Annotated in this window: 11 protein-coding genes; 8 read left to right on the top strand and 3 right to left on the bottom strand. The window is 57.5% G+C overall.

Features of this window, described 5'->3' with window-relative positions; all coding sequences use genetic code 11:
• Positions 1-3: 3 nt before the first annotated feature.
• Both RB620_RS04765 and RB620_RS04760 read right to left on the bottom strand, forming a co-directional pair.
• Positions 4-684 (bottom strand): response regulator transcription factor, encoded by a 681-nt coding sequence (locus tag RB620_RS04765; protein ID WP_308092402.1) that lies wholly within the window; start codon positions 682-684, stop codon positions 4-6.
• A complete protein-coding gene (locus RB620_RS04760; protein WP_308092401.1) occupies positions 681-2,378 on the bottom strand; it encodes a sensor histidine kinase in 1,698 nt (565 codons plus the stop codon). The genes RB620_RS04765 and RB620_RS04760 overlap by 4 nt, the downstream gene beginning before the upstream one ends.
• A 535-nt stretch (positions 2,379-2,913) precedes the next feature.
• On the opposite strand from RB620_RS04760, the gene serS reads away from it, so the two are divergent.
• On the top strand, positions 2,914-4,200 hold the full coding sequence (gene serS, locus RB620_RS04755; protein WP_308092399.1) for a serine--tRNA ligase: 1,287 nt from the start codon (positions 2,914-2,916) through the stop codon (positions 4,198-4,200).
• Between the two features lie 175 nt (positions 4,201-4,375).
• On the opposite strand, the gene RB620_RS04750 is transcribed toward serS, so the two are convergent.
• Positions 4,376-6,694 carry a helix-turn-helix domain-containing protein gene (locus tag RB620_RS04750; RefSeq protein WP_308092398.1) on the bottom strand — a complete coding sequence of 773 codons (2,319 nt, stop codon included), beginning with the start codon at positions 6,692-6,694 and terminating at the stop codon, positions 4,376-4,378.
• A 147-nt stretch (positions 6,695-6,841) separates the two neighbouring features.
• On the opposite strand from RB620_RS04750, the gene RB620_RS04745 reads away from it, so the two are divergent.
• From RB620_RS04745 to RB620_RS04715, 7 genes are all read left to right on the top strand, one after another.
• Positions 6,842-8,365 carry an extracellular solute-binding protein gene (locus RB620_RS04745; protein ID WP_308092396.1) on the top strand — a complete coding sequence of 508 codons (1,524 nt, stop codon included), beginning with the start codon at positions 6,842-6,844 and terminating at the stop codon, positions 8,363-8,365.
• A gap of 228 nt (positions 8,366-8,593) precedes the next feature.
• The gene (locus RB620_RS04740) at positions 8,594-10,141 is read left to right on the top strand and encodes an extracellular solute-binding protein (RefSeq protein WP_308092395.1); all 1,548 of its coding nucleotides are present in this window, start codon (positions 8,594-8,596) and stop codon (positions 10,139-10,141) included.
• Between the two features lie 132 nt (positions 10,142-10,273).
• A complete protein-coding gene (locus tag RB620_RS04735) occupies positions 10,274-11,230 on the top strand; it encodes an ABC transporter permease (protein ID WP_308092394.1) in 957 nt (318 codons plus the stop codon).
• A 23-nt stretch (positions 11,231-11,253) separates the two neighbouring features.
• Positions 11,254-12,129, top strand: a complete 876-nt coding sequence (locus RB620_RS04730; protein ID WP_308092393.1) for a carbohydrate ABC transporter permease — start codon at positions 11,254-11,256, stop codon at positions 12,127-12,129.
• Between the two features lie 18 nt (positions 12,130-12,147).
• Positions 12,148-13,263 carry a hypothetical protein gene (locus RB620_RS04725; RefSeq protein WP_308092392.1) on the top strand — a complete coding sequence of 372 codons (1,116 nt, stop codon included), beginning with the start codon at positions 12,148-12,150 and terminating at the stop codon, positions 13,261-13,263.
• Between the two features lie 36 nt (positions 13,264-13,299).
• Complete coding sequence (locus tag RB620_RS04720) at positions 13,300-14,397, top strand: glycoside hydrolase family 88/105 protein (RefSeq protein ID WP_374121359.1); 1,098 nt, start codon at positions 13,300-13,302, stop codon at positions 14,395-14,397.
• 333 nt (positions 14,398-14,730) lie between these two features.
• Positions 14,731-15,593, top strand: an 863-nt coding sequence (locus RB620_RS04715; RefSeq protein ID WP_308092389.1) for an IS1182 family transposase, incomplete at its 3' end; no start/stop codon positions are given.

The raw sequence follows: 15,593 nt of genomic DNA, 5'->3' as shown, positions 1-15,593 counted from the left end.
ACTTTAGTCTGAGGCCGGCGCCGCCCGGTCCAGCCCGTGCTTGACGGCGTAAAGGGCGGCCTGCGTCCGATCCGCGACATCCAGCTTGGCCAAAATATGGCTGACATGCGTCTTGACCGTCTTCTCGGTGATAACAAGCTCATCGGCGATGCCGCGGTTACTCCTTCCTGCCGCAATCAGACGCAGCACGTCCAGCTCGCGCGGGGTAAGCGACTCATGCGGCGCAGTCTCCCCGGATGTTCGCATCCCCTCGCCTTGATAATGCGATACGTATTGATTCATCAGCTGTCCGGCGATGTCCGGATGCAGCTCCACCTTGCCTTCGTGGACGCGCCTGATGGCGGCGGCCAGCTCCTCGGGCTCGATATCCTTCAGCAAATAACCCTTCGCGCCGGCCCGGATAGCGGGCAAGGCATGGTTCTCGTCCGACGAAGAGGATAAAATAATGACCTTCACTGCCGGATGACGCTCGGCCAATAAGGCGGTCGCTTCGATGCCGCCGATTCCCGGCATCATAATATCCATCAGGACGATATCGGGCGCAAGCTCGGCCGTCCGGGCGATGGCTTCTTCCCCGGAAGACGCTTCGCCGACGAACCGGATGTCCTTTTGCGAGGCAAGGAATAGCTGAAGGCCTTTCCGGACCATTTTGTGATCGTCCGCAAGCAGGATGCGTATACTCATCGTTCCCCTCCTAACGGCGTACCGGTCGGCATCGGGATGACCGCTTCGATCAGCGTGCCGCTGCCGGCAGGGCTGGACAACTTAAGCCGTCCGCCCAGCGATTCGGCGCGCTCCTGCATGATCGCGAGTCCGAATGAAGGCCGATGCCCGGCGGTACCGGAGCGTTCCTGATTTAACCCTCTGCCATCGTCCTGAATTACGAAGTTAAGCTCGCCTCCGTGAACGGAGAAAGCAATGTCCACTTGATCCGTGGCCGCATGTTTGGCGACGTTGTTGAGCGCTTCTTGCCCGATGCGCCACAACGTTTCGTTGACGTGCGAAGGGAGGCAGGCGTAGCCGCTTCCGCGATGGACCTTCACCTGAAGGCCGAGCCGCTTGCCGTAATCGATCAGCGCGGCGGTCAGCCCGCCGTCAAGGTTGGCAGGACGGAGATGCTGAATGAGCGATCTCATCTCCTTAAGCGCTTCCTTGGACATCGCGTGCATATCTGCGATGGCGGCGCCGGCTGCTGCCGTGTCGCTCTCCAGCAGGCAAGCTTCGGCTCCCTTGGCGGTCATGCTGATTGAGAATAGCAGTTGGGACACGGAATCGTGCAGGTCTCTGGCGAGCCGGTTGCGCTCTTCGGTCCGGACCAGCTCTCGCCGGTTCTCCTCGAGCTGCGCATGCTCCAGCGCGACGGCGATGTGGGAGGCGATCGCCTCGAGCACTTCGCCCTCCACTTTGGCAAGAAACTGCGGTTTGTTGCGGCCGACGAGCAGCACCTGGTTGGTCGTCCGAGCGTTCGAAGCCAAGGAGACGGCGAGCAGCGACTTGATTCGTTCGTTCCGCTCCTGCAGCGGATGCCATTGCTGTACGATCGATTCAGCCGCCGCGGCTGTGATCTCCCGATATTGCTCGCCGCCCGTCAGCGCGATTAATGGCCCGTGCAGCGACGTCTTCAGCTTCGCGGCGGCAGGCTCCGGAACGGATATTCCCGACGCGATCAGCGACTGAGCATGGTACTGGTCGCCTACCTTCTCGAGCAGGGCGACTCCTGGCCAATCGAAGATACGCGAGATAAGCATCGCCGCGTTCTCCGCCAGCTCGATGCGGGATATGCCGGTGCTGACCGATTGGCTCAGGCGGCGGCTGAACTCGCCGAGGCGGGTGAACAGATCAGCCCGCCGCTGCTCGACCTTGTGCAGGCGCATCCGCTCCACGCCGACGCCGATCTGGAGCGCGACGGAGGCGAGCAGGGCGAGCTCCTCCTGTTCAAAATGATTTTTGCCGAGCGAGCCCACGTTAAGAATGCCGAATTTACGGTCGCCGATCATGAGCGGGACGGTGGCATGGTGCGTAAATCCGCAAGTATCGCCGCTGCCGGTTCTCTTCGCGGTGTCGAGCCTCCGGCAGGACATAATGTTGACGGCGCTATTCAGGCGGCCGTCGCGGTATTGGTCGACGCACCAGCAGGAGCCGGCGTGCATCAGCTTCATCTCTTGATTGAGAAGGCCCGGCGGCAAATTGCGGTGCGCGGCTAGCACGTTCTCCTGATTGTCTTCGATCAGGAAGATCCACCCGTAGGTGAGGCCGGTCAGCTCCAGCAGCTTCCCGAGCACCTCGTCAAGCATGGTGAAGACGTCGGTGGATTGATTGAGCGTTTCCGCAATGATTTTCAGCGTCGTTAGTTCTTGGATGTGAGAGAACCGTTCCATTCGGCGGTCTACCTCCTCGGTCGCAATGTACCTGTTAGAAACCATCATATCGCGAATGTTCCGCTTACGAAAGGGAGATAGGCGAGGGCGGAGCGGAACGCGGTACTTGCAAACGGATTGCGGCATACGCTATAATACGTGAAAATCGAATTCGACATTATGCCTATGAAGAGCATCCAACTCGGAGGCGTTCTCGTCAAGAAAGTACCGGCCTATGTTTTCGTGCATGTCCCGCGAGGTGGATGATACGCGCGCGGAGCCTGGCTGGAGCTTCTCCTAAGTTAACCGGAATCCGCCCGTTATCGCGGAACAAAGTGGATCTTTGCAGCTACGTCTGCCAGGTCAATTTGGGTGGCACCGCGAGTATAAGCGCTCCTCGTCCCAGTGGGATGAGGGCGCTTTTTGTATTTTTTTAAATATAAGAAAGTATAAGTTTTCACTATACTGGCTTATATTTCTCGGAATGAAACGCGCCACGCCGCCAAAGGTCGGCGACAGCCGTTTCACCAAGCCAAAAACAAAGGAGCGGTGCCAAATGTTGGACATGAAATGGATTAGGGAACATGCGGAAGAGGTGCAGTTGACGGCGGATCGGAAGGGGATCGCGTTATCGGTCGCCGAGTTGCTGGCGGAGGACGATCGGAGGAGGAGCACGCAAGGCGAGACGGATCGGCTGCGGGAGACGCGCAACAAGCTCTCGGAGGAAATCGGCCGGTGGATGCGGAACGGTCGGCGCGAGGAGGCCGAGCGGGGCAGGGCTGAAGTGCGGGAGCTGAACGGGAGAATCGCGGTGCTGGAACGGGAGCTCGGGGAGGCGGAGCAGGCGATGCGTCTGTTGGGCGAGCGAGTGCCGAACATTGTCTCGCCGGATACGCCGGTCGGCGGCTCGGATGCGGACAACGTGGAGCTGAAGCGGGTCGGAGAGCCGCCGTTGTTTGATTTTGAATGGCGGGACCATATGGCGCTCGCGGAGCTGCATAAGCTGGTCGACGTGCCGAGGGGCGTAAAGACGGCCGGAAGCCGCTTTTATTATTTGACCGGGGCGGGCGTTCTGCTGCACCGCGCGGTCCAGCAGCTGGCGCTGGATTTGTTGATCGAAAAAGGATTTGCGCCGATGGATGTGCCCCTGATGGCTCGGCCGGATGCGATGAAGGGGACCGGCTTCTTCCCGCTCGGCGAGGATCAGACATACCGGATCGCGGATGAGGAGCGTTATTTGGTCGGAACGTCGGAGGTGCCGCTCGTCACGTATTACGCCGGCGAAATCGTGGATGTCGCCGAACCGATCAAGCTGGCCGCGGCTTCGATGTGTTTCCGCAGCGAAGTGGGTTCGGCGGGGCGGGACGTGCACGGACTATACCGCGTGCATCAATTCGCCAAAGTGGAGCAGGTCGTCATCTGCCGCGCGGACGCGGAACATTCGGATGCCATGCTGCAGGAGATTACCGGGCATGCCGAGGCCGTGCTTCGGAAGCTGGAGCTGCCGTACCGCCAGATGGCGGTCTGCACGGGCGACATGTCGCAAAAGACGTATAAGCAATACGATCTGGAGACCTGGATGCCGAGCCGGGGCGCTTATGGGGAGACGCATTCGTCGTCGAATCTGCACGACTTTCAAGCGCGAAGGTCGAACATCCGCTACCGCGACGAGAACGGCGCGCTGCGTTACTGCCACACGCTCAACAATACGGCCGTGGCGAGCCCGCGTATCTTAATTCCACTGCTGGAGAACCATCAGCAGGCGGACGGCTCGATCCGCATCCCGGAGGCGCTGCGCCCTTACATGTACGGCATGGCGGAGCTGGCCGCTCCGTCGACCTAAAGAAATAAGGCTGAGTGGGGGCTCGATGGGGGCTGTAGGTTCGCGAAACGTACCTGCAACGTGGACCGGCGCCCGATGGCTGCTGCAGGTCCGCGAAACGTACCTGCAGACTGAAATGGGCGCTCGAATGGAGCTGTAGGTTCGCGAAACGTACCTGTCCGCGCTCCCGCCGCGCCTAACCGCTGCGCTTTCGCTCGCGGTATTGGCCCGGGGTGATGCCTTCCTGCTTGCGGAAGGAGCGGATGAAGTTTTGCGGGTTGTTGTAGCGCAGCTTGGCCGCGATGTCCTTGATCGGCATCTCGCCGTCCGCGAGCCAGCGCTTCGCCATGTTGAACCGGTACATCGTCAAATATTCGCTGAACGAATGCCCCGTCTCCTTGCGGAAGACGCTGCTCAGGTAGTTCGCGTTGTAATGCAGCCTCGACGCACATTCCTCGAGCGTCAAGTCCGAATCGTAGTGGTGCTGGACGAGGTCGATGATTTTCTCCGAAATATTGTGGTACTGCGCCTCGCGCCTGTCCCTGAAAATTTTCACCATCGGATGCGCGACGCCGGTCCAGAACCAATCCTCGATTTCCGCATGCGTATGCAGCCCGAGCAGCTCCTCCAGCAGCGAGCCTTTCATCGGATGGATTTGGCCGAGGCCGACACCGGATTCCTGCATGACGACGAGCAAGCTGTTGAGGAGGCGGGCCAGCGGAATTTGATACTCCTGCGGACTGAGCTCCTCCGCGAAGACGGTCTGCAGGAACTGCTTCAGCAGCTCCTTGGCCGCTTCCTTCTCGGCCAGCTTGATGGCGTCGAGCAGCTCGTTCTCGATGTAGGACGGATAGCTAAGATTGAGGGTATGCGTGCCTTCTTGGTTCAAATGCTCATATTGGATAATGATGCCCGTACCGAGCTTCATCCGCTGCTTGAGCGCCTCGTTGCCTTCGCGGCAAGCGACTGCGAGATGGTCGAAGGCGACGAACGGCAAGCTGATTCCGATGCTGACCTGCAGGTTCAAATAACCCGCCACTTGGGATTGCACCAGCTCCGTAACGGCGCGCATTTTATCGTAAAACAGCGCCTCGTCCTCCGCCTCGCTGCCGATGACGGCGACGATCGAGCCGTCCATCGTGACTGGAGCAAGCCGTTCGCGCGACGGCACCAGCTCTTCGATGATGTTATGAATGGCGAACAGCAGCAGCTCCAGGTCGCCTTTGGAATAACGGCTGTCCTCCTGGAAGTCGATCTGCAGCGCCATAACGGCCATTGTGCGCCAACCCTCAAGCTGCTCCGCGTAACCGAACTGGCGAAGACGCTCCGGAATCGCGCCGCCGCGGACATTGCCCTGCAGCGCCCTCATCAGGAAAAACGCTCTCGCCTGCTGCACATGCTGCTGCACTTCCTTCTCGAGTTGGGATTTCGACTGGAACAAATGATGCACGCGCTCGCTGATGACCTGGAACTCGTTGCGGTTCCGCCGCTTGCCCGCGTCCGTCATGAGCTCTCCGACCTGGGCGAGCAGAGTCTGGATCGGCGAATACATGCGGCGGGAGCCGATCCAGGCGAGCAGCATCGACAGGAGCAGCATGAACAGGCAGATGTAGAGCGTGTACTGTCCGATCTTGACGGATTCCTTCGTCATGGCGGCGATCGAGGAGACCGACAGGTAATGCCATCCGTTCAGCTCGGAGCGATAATACGTAACGGATTGTTTGCCTTGCTCCGCAGAGACAACGAACTCGCCGGACGCCTCAGTCAACCGCTCGGCGGGCATGCCCGCCGCTTCCGCGGGCTGCCCGATGAGGGAGGGATCGCGATGCAGCAGAATCCGGTTCTGCTCGTCCAGGATGATCATTTCCGCTATCGGCGCATCGGAGGCTTCCGTCTCCAACAGCTCTTGCAGGCCGCAAGCGGGGATATTGGCGATCGCAAGCCCGTATTTCTCGAGGCCGGCGGTCGGCAGCTTCTTCACGAGGCTGATGATATAGGGGCAGGCGACCGTTCCGCGGGCGTTCTCCTCGGAATAAAACCACTCCGTAGGCGTCAGCACCCAAGAGACGCCTTCCGGTATGTCGCGAAGTGAAGCGAGCTGTTCCCTGAAGGGATATCGGTCGAACGCGTATAAGCCGGAATTTTTGACCATCCAGTTATGGCGCTCGTTGATCAGAATGACGTCCTCCAGCTTCGTGTCGAAAGATTGCATATACCGGATTTCGTTCTGGATGTCGTTATAGGTCATAAAATCATCCGCCGCGAGCGGCTGGTTCATCGCTTTTTTGAGGACGGTGGAATGAATCACCTGATTTAGCGTATGGTTGACAGTCGTCAGCTTCTGCTCTACATTGGAGTTAATTTGCATGAGGAGCTGGCGGTTGCCGTTTACGACATTCTCCTGGATCTCGCTGGACGACGTCATGTACGCGAATGCCCCAATGAAGATAACAGGGAGGGTGCCGAGCAGAAATCCGAATATGGTCATTTTACTTAAGAAGGACAAAGACCGCATACGCTTCCCCACCTTATCTCTCTAGATCGTACGTTGTTATCACTATTTTAGTAAACGCATACATTCGGGACAATAATCATCTTCTCGGGCGATGATCATTAGCTTTGATTATGTCGGCTAAAGGCCGTCTACACAAGGGGGATTTATATGCCACGGCCAAAAAGACCAATAACCGCCGCGCTTCGCAAGCTCGCGCTGACGCTGCTGCCCGTACTCGTCTTATGCGTTTCTTGCGTGCAGGACGACAGCAAACCGGGCAGCGGCGACGCGGGGGACAAGCCCGAGATTTCGATCATGGCGCCGCTGCATTTCCCTCATCCTCCGAGCGACGAGACGATGAGCGTGCTGGAGGAGCTGACGGGGACGGAGCTCGAGATCAATTGGGTGCCGGACGGAATCTACACCGACAAGATGAATACCGCACTCACGACGAATTCGCTGAAGAAAGTCACCTTCGCGAAACATACCGATTACATGTTCATGAAAAACGCGATCCGTTCCGGCGCCTTCTGGGAGATCGGCCCGTATTTGGACCGTTTCCCTAATCTTCGGCATTTGGACGAAGGCATTCTGAGCCAGACCGCCGTGGACGGCAAGCTCTACGGGCTTTATACGGAGCGCCCGTCCTCGCGGCAAGGCATCATTATCCGCGAAGATTGGCTGGACGCGCTCGGGCTGGAGAAGCCGGATACGCTGGAGGAGTTGTACGAGGTCATTCGCCTGTTCACGCAGAACGATCCCGACCGCAACGGCCAAGCGGACACGTTCGGGCTGGCGGACCGCAACGATCTGGTCTTCGGCGCGTTCAAGACGCTCAGCTCGTATTTCGGAGCGCCGAACAATTGGGGCGTCGAGGGCGAGGGAGGAGCCATCGTGCCCGAATTCGAGTCGCCCGCTTATTTGGACGCGATGAATTTTATGAAACAGCTTTACGACGAGGGATTGATTAATCGGGATTTTGCGGTGACGAGCAAGGAGATGCAGCGGGATTTCATCATTCGCGGCGAGGCGGGCGTCTATATCGGGAGCATGCAGGACGTCCAGAGGCTGTCCGATGAGGCAAAGCAGTTCAACCCGGAAGCCCGGTTCGCGCTGGTGAACCGCATCGAAGGACCGGCAGGCTACCGGGTATGGTCCATCCCGAATTACTTCGGATTGTACTTGTTCTCGAAAAAAGCGATCCGCACGGAGGAGGAGCTGCTGGACATATTGGCCTTCTACGACCGGACGATGGACAAGGACGTCGCGAACGTGCTTCGGTACGGCATCGAGGACAAACATTATAAGCTGAAGGACGGTAAGGTGCTGCTGCCGGAGGAGACGACCCAGCTGCGCACGACGGAAGCGGGCGCGCTATACGTGCTGATGATCGCGGACCTTAGCAATCCCAACGTCCTGGACGTCAGCGAGCAAGAAACGCTGCAGGAGGAAGCGGAACGGTATACGGAGGACAACGAAAAATTTATCGTGCCGGATCCGACGAACGGCCTGGAATCCAAGACGTACGACGAGAAGGGCGTGGAGCTGTACAAAATCATTTCCGACGCGACCTACAATTATATGTTAGGAAAGCTGGACGCGGACGGCTTTTATGCCCAGGTCGAGCAATGGAAGCGCCAAGGCGGCGCTCAAATCGTGCAGGAATACAGGGATGCGTATAATACGAGATAACGAATATGATCGGTCGATGAACCGCCCTCTCCGGGGCGGTTTTTTATTTTTGACCTAAGGCGAAGCGCTTAAGTGTCATCCCCCTCCCCGATAATCATTACCTCAGACGAACGAACAGAGCGGCCCGATGTGAGCAAATGATTGTTTCGGTACTGTTTTCGCGGATGCTACGCTCTAATCGTTCCACCCCGCACCACAGCATCCAACAAAAAACGGAGGTCAAGGCGCATGAACAAAAAAGCCATTGCAATCAGCAGCATCCTTACGCTCAGCCTGCTTGTCACCGCATGTTCGGGCGGCAACGGCAATAACACGAACACCCCAGACCCTACGCAGACGAATGAAGGAACGACGCATGCGACGGATAAACCCGCCGAACCGGAGAAGCCGGCCGAAATTACGATCATGCTTCCGCTCAACATCTCGGAGACGCCGCCGGACACGATCAAGAACGAGCTGGAGAAGCTCACGAACACGAAACTGACGTATCAATTTTTTCCTGCGGACACGTATGAAGAGAAGCTGAACGCTTCCTTCGCGACGGGCTCCCTGCCGCAAGTGACCTACCTGAAAAACCAAGCGACGTTCATCCAAATGAAAGGCGCGATCCGCGACGGCCAGTTCTGGGAGATCGGTCCGTACCTCGCCGAATTCCCGAACTTGAACAAGCTGAAGCCGGAAATACTGAACAACACGAAGGTCGACGGCAAGCTTTATTCCCTCTACATCGGACGCCCGCTGGCGCGCCAAGGCATTATCTACCGCAAAGACTGGGCAGACGCGCTCGGACTCGCTGCTCCGACGACCGTAGACGAGCTGTACAACATGATCGAGAAATTCACGAACGGCGATCCGGACAAAAACGGCCAAAACGACACGATCGGCCTCACGGACCGGAACGACCTCGTTTATGGCGCGTTCAAGACGCTGGCCGCCTACTTCGGCACGCCGAACAACTGGGGCGAGAAGGACGGCGGACTGCAGCCGGAGTTCGCGTTCGACCAATACGTGGCGACGATGGACTTCATGAAGAAAATCCGCGACAACAAGCTGATGAACGTCGACTTCGCGGCGACGAGCAAAACCGACCAGATCAACCTGTTCACGAGCGGCAAAGCCGGCGTTTACATCGGCTCCATGCAGGACGTGAACTCGTTAAATAAGGATCTCGTGAAGAACGTGCCGGGAGCGGTCATCGAGGTGCAGAACGTGGTGGCGGGACCGAACGGAGAGAAAGCGTCGTGGGCGATTCCGGGCTACAACAACGTCGTGCTATTCCCGAAAGGCGCGATCAAGGACGAGGCCGAACTCAAAAAAGTACTCGCGTTCTTCGACAAAATGATGACGCCGGAAGTCGCGAACCTCATGTACTGGGGTATCGAAGGTACGCACTATAACGTGCAAGACGGCAAAGCGAAAGCTTCCGACGACGCGGAGCTGACAGAACGCGAAGTGAAAGGCTACAAGGACAGCGTCATCGGCGAGCCGGAGACGAACGGCATGCTGGATGGCTTCCACGATCTGGCGGTGCGCGTCCATGCGGAGCAGCTCATTCCGGAAAGCGAAAAAATCGCGATCCACGATCCGACGGCGCCGCTCGATTCCGCAACGTTTACGGAGAAGGGCACGCAGCTGCAAGAGCTGATCGTCGACGCCACTTACAAATACATGTACGGCGACATCGACAAAGCGGGCTTCGACAAAGCGGTGGAAGATTGGAAGAGCCGCGGCGGAGCGCAGATCATCGAGGAGTTCACGGCGGCGTTCAAGAAGTAGTGTGCTTTTAGCAGGTTGAAGGGTGATCTAGCGGGAGATGAAGGGCGAAGCGGACTGCACGTTTGCCGAGCCGCGGCATCTCCTCTGCCCCTTGCCGCCGGCCACCCACTCCCCAGGAAAGGAAGAACCAGCATGCAGCACGCAGCAACGGAGATCAAACCAGCGGCGGCGAAGCCCCGCGGCAGCAGCGAACTGAAGAGACGGCTTTGGCGGAACAAGTGGCTGTACGTCATGATTTTGCCGGGCATCCTGTATTTTATCGCGTTCAAGTACATTCCCATGTTCGGTCTGACCATCGCGTTCCAGGATTATAAGCCGCATTGGGGGTTTGCGGGCAGTGAATGGGTGGGCCTCAAGCATTTCGAAAGGCTGTTCACCGAACCGGATTTTCTGATGATTCTAAGCAATACGCTTCTCTTATTCGGCATGAACCTGCTCTTTTATTTTCCGATCCCGATTATTCTGGCATTGATGCTGAACGAAGTGAGAATCACGTTTTTCAAACGTTTTTTCCAGACGCTCGTCTACTTGCCCCATTTCATGTCGTGGGTCATCATCGTGTCCATCGGCTTCGTCATGCTGACCATGGACGGCGGCATCATCAATGAAATGCTGGCTTACCTCGGCTTCGAAAAAATCAATTTCCTGCTCAGCACCGAATGGTTCCGGCCAACCTATATCATCCAAGTGATATGGCGCGAGGCGGGCTGGGGAACGATCATATATTTGGCCGCGATCGCGTCGGTCGACCCGCAGCTGTACGAGGCCGCGCGCATGGACGGCGCAGGCCGGTTCAGGCAAGTGTGGCATATTACGCTGCCGGCGATCCGGAGCGTCATCATCATTTTGCTGATTTTGAAAATCGGGGACGTCCTCGAGCTGGGCTTCGAACATGTCTACCTGCTTCTCAATTCCATGAACCGCGACGTTGCGGAAATCATCGACACCTACGTGTATACGGCGGCGCTTCAGCAAGGCCAATTCAGCTACAGCACGGCCATCGGCTTCTTCAAATCGTTCGTGGGCCTCGTCCTCGTCATGACGGCGAACAAGCTCGCGAAACGGATGGGCGAAGAGGGCGTTTACTAGTATTTTTTGAGGAGGCAAACCCCATGGTGGAAGACAGAACGGTCGGCGGGCGCGTGTTCGCCGCCGTCAATTATGCGCTGCTTTCGATCATCGCGCTCGTAACGGTGCTTCCGTTCCTGCACGTCGTCGCAGGCTCCTTCACGACCAGCGCCGAGATGGCGGTTAAGAAGTTTATTCTTTTCCCGACCGTATGGAGCTTCGACGCGTACACGTTTATTTTCTCGACCAACACGATCTTCCGGGCCATGAGCGTTTCCGTCGGCATCACAGTGTTCGGCACGCTGTTCAGCATGCTCATTACGGCGCTGATGGCCTACGGGCTGGCGAGGCGCGACCTTGACGGACGCAGGGGCATCATGTTCCTCGTCGTGTTCACGATGCTGTTTAGCGGAGGACTCATCCCGACTTTCTTGGTCGTTCGCGAGCTTGGCATGATCGACAGCTATTTGGCGCTCGTCATCCCTTCTTCGATCAGCGCGTTTAACTTGATCATTCTGAAAAACTTCTTCCAGAACATCCCCGAAGGGCTGGAGGAATCGGCGAAAATCGACGGCTGCAGCGACTTCGGCATCCTGTTCCGGATCGTGCTCCCGCTCTCCATGCCGGCCATCGCGACATTGTCGCTGTTCTATGCCGTCACGTATTGGAACACGTATCTGAGCGCGATTCTGTACCTGAACGATAGCTTAAAGTGGCCGATCCAGGTGCTGCTGCGCCAAATCGTCGTCCTCGCAAGCGGCATGGATTACAGCGCCGACCTCGACTCCGCTGTTCCGCCGCCGGATCAGACGATCAAGATGGCGGTCATCGTCGTGGCGACGCTGCCGATTTTGCTCATCTATCCGTTTTTGCAGAAACATTTTGCAAAGGGCGCGATGTTGGGTTCGATCAAAGGTTAACGGACGGGAGGGGTGGCGATGCTGGCGAAACGGTTAGCGGAGATGGACGGGATGTTCGGGGGGCTGCTGCCGTGGCTGGCAGGACAATACGACCCTGTGTCGGGTGGCTTCTACTACGCGAGGAGCTCCAGGGAGCAAGCAGGCAGACGTCCGGATATCGAATCCACGGCGCAGGCGCTGAACATGCTGGAGCGGCTGGGGCTGATTGAGACGATGCCTGACGCGATGCGCCGCCGGATGATTGCCTTCTTCCAGGCGAAACAAGATTCGTCGACGGGTTACTTTTATGATGAAGATCCCGCGATGCGGGAAGACGAAGTGATGGTATCCCGCGCGATCGGCTACAGCGCGAACGCGCTTCGCAAGCTGGGCGGGACGCCGCTCTACGGGCTGCCTCGGGAGAGCGCGCCGGCCTACATGGCATCGGTGGAATCGTATCGGCAATGGCTGGCTAGCGTCGAACTGTCGAACAGCTGGCGCGGCTGCGACCGGCTGTCCTGCTCTCACGTCTATGTGGGGGAGCTGGCGGAACCTGACCGGAGCCGGTATGCGGCGGCGGCGTTCGATTTTTTCGAAGAGGCGCAGGATCGGGTTACCGGCTTGTGGGGCGAAGGTTCGTTGTACGTCCGGATCTCCGGCACGTTCAAGCTGCATCTGTTCTACGGCGGCTTCGGGCGGCCGATGCCTCGGGAGAAGGAAATGTACGGCAGCATTTTGAAAGCACTGGCGGACGAGGTTGCCGGGGATATGTGTTATATCCGCAATCCCGTGCATTTGCTGTCTTATGTGCGGCCCGCCATGACCAATGAGGAGCTGGCCTTCGTGCTCCGCAGGACGCTTCATAACATGGGCAAGCTGCTGCGCGCCGACGGCGGGTTCTCGCGGGAGCTGTCGCATTCGCCTTCGGCGCCCAACGTAGCGCAGGTCAAGGACGGGGAAACGTATCCCGGCATGCCTTATCCCGTGCATCTGAGCGAAGGCCGGGTGGAAGGCGATATGAATGCGGCCACGCAGGCGCTGCTCATTCGGACGTTGTGCCGGCAGCTAGCCGGCGCGGAAGCCGATTGGCTGGAGGGCGTGACGCGGGAGCAATTGGATTCGTTTTACGAGGATGCTGTCGAACGAGAGAGATAGAATGGACACCAACAAACCGAGAAGGGAATGGAGATTATGGCTGAACAGACGGTGACAACGCCGATCGGGTGGGCAAGAGCCGCCTGCGATTCGTTAATGGACCGGTTCGCTCCGGAGGAGCTGCCGCCGGCGGGACGCTGGCATTACCATCAGGGCGTATTCCTGTGCGGCATGGAAATGGTCTGGGAGCGGACGCGCGAGCAGCGTTACGATGATTACGTGAAGCGCTACGTCGACAAGCTGGTGGACGGGCAGGGCAACTTCGCGTTCGCGCGAGACGAGCTGGACGCGATCCAGCCGGGACTGCTGCTGTTCCGGCTGGACGAGCGGAGCGGCGGCGATCGGAGGTATCGCATCGCGGCGGATAAACTGCGGGCGCTGTTCCATACGCTGCACCGCACATCCGAGGGCGGCTTCTGGCATAAGGACAAATATGCGTATAACATGTGGCTGGACGGCCTCTACATGGGAGGCGTATTCGCGCTGAAGTACGCGAACGCTTACGGGGATGCGAGCCTGCGGGAGCTGGCGCTGCAGCAGGAAGCGCTCATGCGGAAGCATATGCTGGACGGGGAGAACGGGCTGCTCTACCATGCTTGGGACGAGAGCTGCGAAATGCCGTGGGCCGATCCCGCTACGGGCAGGTCGCCGGAGTTCTGGGGGCGCTCGCTCGGCTGGTACGGCCTTGCCGTCTCGCAGTTCCTGGATGAGCTGCCGGAGACGGATCCGGGCTGGCAGGAGCTCGCCGATCAGCTCGCGAGTTTGGTCGAAGCGTTGATTCGCTATCAGGACGAGGCAAGCGGATTATGGTACCAAGTCGTGGACAAAGGGCATCTCGCGGATAATTGGCTCGAGACGTCCTGCTCCAGCTTGTTCGTCTATACGATCGCCAAAGCCTGCAAGCGAGGGCTGATCGGGGAAAATGGCCTGGAAGCGGCGCGCCGCGGATACGAGGGGCTGATTGCCGTCATGGAGTCGGATGAACGAGGCCGTTTCGTCATGCCGGACATCTGCATCGGCACCTCGGCGGGCGATTACGAGAATTACGTCACGCGCCCGACGAGCAGCAACGATCTCCACGGCGTCGGCGCCTTCGTCATGGCTTGCGTGGAGATGGAGGATTTGATGGCTTAGGTAGCCAGATTCAAGCAGCCCAGCCCCGATAGCAGGAGCTGGGCTGCTTGTCGGTTTGGGCGGCCCAACAGCAAGGCAGCTTGACGGCGTTACGAGCCTGAGGCTAGCAAGCTTAAAGTTTAACAAGCATCGCGCACAACTAACCGAAGCCGGCTTGCCAAATCTCCGCTCCAAGTGGGGACGGCAGCCGGCTTTTTTTGATGTCGGGATTAACCTTTAGCGGGAATTGATGCGTATATCAGGCTGTTGAGAAATTCAAAAACTTCAATAAATCACCGCGTTAATATGGTATAATGAGGGTAGAAACCATTCCATAGAAAGCGCGGTGTTTTTATGCTTCGCACGAATGATCCTAATCCGCAATTAGACTATGAATTAGTCTGTATTGAGCATATGGTGGAACCCAATCACTTTCTCCGACATGTAGAGAAGTACATCGACTTTGACTTCATTTTGGACAAGGTTCGTCATCTATATAGCGAGTCCAATGGCCGCCCGTCCTTAGATCCCATCGTGTTTTTTAAAATGCTGCTCATTGGCTATTTGTACAACGTTCGTTCTGAACGTGAGCTGGAACGCGTTGTCAACGACACCGTCTCGTTTAGATGGTTCCTTCGGTTAGGCCTGACAGGCAGAGCACCAGATCACTCGACTTTTAGTTGGAATCGAAAGCATCGATTCCATGACACGACTATTTTTCAAGATATTTTCGACCAAATCGTGAAGCAAGCCATCGAGTATCGTATGGTGGGTGGCCGTTTATTGGTCACGGATTCCACGCATATTAAGGCCAACGCAAACAATGGACGCTATGAAAAACGCGAGGTCACATACACGCCGCAAGAATATCTCCAAGAGCTCGAAAACGCGGTAAACGAGGATCGCGAGCAATTTGGAAAAAAGCCCTTTCCTCCAGAAGAGGAGGTGGAAACCAAAACGATAAAAGTTAGTTTAACGGATCCAGACAGTGGCTATTTAAACCGCGATGGAAAACCAGAAGGGTTTCATTACCTCGATCATCGGACCGTCGATCACAAATACAACATCATTACAGACTGCCACGTGACAGCGGGGAACGTTAATGACTCTGTTGTTTACATCGAACGTCTAGAGCACCAACTAAGCAAATTTAACTTCCGATCTACTATTGAAGCGGTCGCCCTTGATTCAGGCTACTGGACCCCTTATGTTTGCCA

It is taken from the genome of Paenibacillus sp. LHD-117 (genome assembly GCF_030929555.1).
Lineage (GTDB): Bacteria > Bacillota > Bacilli > Paenibacillales > Paenibacillaceae > Pristimantibacillus.
This window is presented reverse-complemented; position numbering and strand designations above follow the sequence as displayed.

What these genes read in the sequence shown, in the direction of transcription:
- RB620_RS04765 (WP_308092402.1), bottom strand. Translation starts at nt 684, where the DNA reads ATGAGTATACGCATCCTGCTTGCGGACGATCACAAAATGGTCCGGAAA.
- RB620_RS04760 (WP_308092401.1), bottom strand. Translation starts at nt 2,378, where the DNA reads ATGGAACGGTTCTCTCACATCCAAGAACTAACGACGCTGAAAATCATT.
- serS (WP_308092399.1), top strand. Translation starts at nt 2,914, where the DNA reads ATGTTGGACATGAAATGGATTAGGGAACATGCGGAAGAGGTGCAGTTG.
- RB620_RS04750 (WP_308092398.1), bottom strand. Translation starts at nt 6,694, where the DNA reads ATGCGGTCTTTGTCCTTCTTAAGTAAAATGACCATATTCGGATTTCTG.
- RB620_RS04745 (WP_308092396.1), top strand. Translation starts at nt 6,842, where the DNA reads ATGCCACGGCCAAAAAGACCAATAACCGCCGCGCTTCGCAAGCTCGCG.
- RB620_RS04740 (WP_308092395.1), top strand. Translation starts at nt 8,594, where the DNA reads ATGAACAAAAAAGCCATTGCAATCAGCAGCATCCTTACGCTCAGCCTG.
- RB620_RS04735 (WP_308092394.1), top strand. Translation starts at nt 10,274, where the DNA reads ATGCAGCACGCAGCAACGGAGATCAAACCAGCGGCGGCGAAGCCCCGC.
- RB620_RS04730 (WP_308092393.1), top strand. Translation starts at nt 11,254, where the DNA reads ATGGTGGAAGACAGAACGGTCGGCGGGCGCGTGTTCGCCGCCGTCAAT.
- RB620_RS04725 (WP_308092392.1), top strand. Translation starts at nt 12,148, where the DNA reads ATGCTGGCGAAACGGTTAGCGGAGATGGACGGGATGTTCGGGGGGCTG.
- RB620_RS04720 (WP_374121359.1), top strand. Translation starts at nt 13,300, where the DNA reads ATGGCTGAACAGACGGTGACAACGCCGATCGGGTGGGCAAGAGCCGCC.